Raw genomic sequence first — 1,134 nt, forward strand, 5'->3', positions numbered from 1 at the left:
CCTGGGCGGTGCGGAGGGCGCGGAGGCCGCGGTCGCCGGCGGGCTCGCGCTCGCACAGGCGCTGGAGGCGCAGCGCATGGCGGCGGCCGAGGCGGTGCAGCTACATGGCGGCATCGGCTTCACCTGGGAACATGAGGCGCATCTCTACTTCAAGCGGGCCGCCTCCGACGAGCTGCTCTTCGGCCCTGTCCACCGGCTGCGGGCCCGGGCCGCGGAACGGGAGGGACTCCTCGGCGCGGCCGATCGCGCTCCTTACGGTGGCCACGGCGGGCGCGCGGGGAACGATGGATACGGCGGGCACGGTCGGCACGATGGGCCCCACGGGCGCGACGGCCACGACGGCCGCGATGGGCTTGACGGGCCGCGGAAGGCGGTGACGGTCTGATGGCCGGTTACGGCGTGAAGCTGGTCCGGAAGGTGTCCTCGACCCGCGCCTTCGCCAAGGTCGCGCCCCATGTCATCCCCGCCTTCGACCGCACCGTCCACCGGCTGACCCGCGGCAAGGTGCTGCCGAGCGCGCGGATGCTGCCCGGCGTGATCCTTACCGCGCGCGGCGCGAAGTCGGGGCTTCCCCGCCGTACGCCGCTGGCCTGTATGCCGGAGGACGGCGGCACCTGGCTTCTGATCGGCAGCAACTTCGGCCGCCCGGGCCATCCGGCCTGGACCGCGAACCTCCTGAAGCACCCGGAAGCGGAGATGAGCTGGCGGGGCCGGGACATCGCCGTCCGGGCACGGCTGCTGGAGGGTGCCGAGCGCGAGGCGGCCTGGGCGGCGGCCCTCGCCTTCTGGCCGCCGTACGCGAGCTATCAGGCGCGGGTGGAGCGCGAGATCCGCCTCTTCCGCCTCCACCGCGCCGAGGAGCCCTGAGCCGGTCCGTCGCCCGCCATCCGGCCCCAGCCCTACCCACCCTCGGCGGCCCCAGGGCCGGTGGCGGCCGGGGTGGGCGCAAAAAGGCCGCGGCGGATCACTCGGGAGTGATCCGCCGCGGCGTGACAGGACGTGCGGGCTCGGCCGGGCGGCCGGTATCGGGAGACCGGCGGGGAGAGGCCGAGGCAGGGGGCAGGGGAAGGGTGCGGATTCGTTACTTCGGCGGCTTCCGCCCGGTGACACCGAGGTGGACGAGCCAGGACAGGC

General features: G+C 74.8%; 1 protein-coding gene and 1 pseudogene. Both read left to right on the forward strand.

What is annotated here, in order from left to right:
- A pseudogene (locus KN815_RS47120) lies at positions 1-385 on the forward strand (acyl-CoA dehydrogenase family protein); the annotation flags it as partial.
- Entirely contained in the window at positions 385-867 is a 483-nt protein-coding gene (locus KN815_RS47125; protein WP_216347913.1) for a nitroreductase family deazaflavin-dependent oxidoreductase, read from the forward strand. The pseudogene KN815_RS47120 and the gene KN815_RS47125, both read left to right, overlap by 1 nt.
- Positions 868-1,134: the final 267 nt, after the last annotated feature.

This window comes from Streptomyces niphimycinicus, assembly GCF_018883605.1.
In the GTDB taxonomy this organism is placed as follows: Bacteria; Actinomycetota; Actinomycetes; order Streptomycetales; family Streptomycetaceae; genus Streptomyces; species Streptomyces niphimycinicus.

Coding starts and splice junctions, on each gene's coding strand:
- KN815_RS47125 (WP_216347913.1), top strand. CDS start 385: ATGGCCGGTTACGGCGTGAAGCTGGTCCGGAAGGTGTCCTCGACCCGC.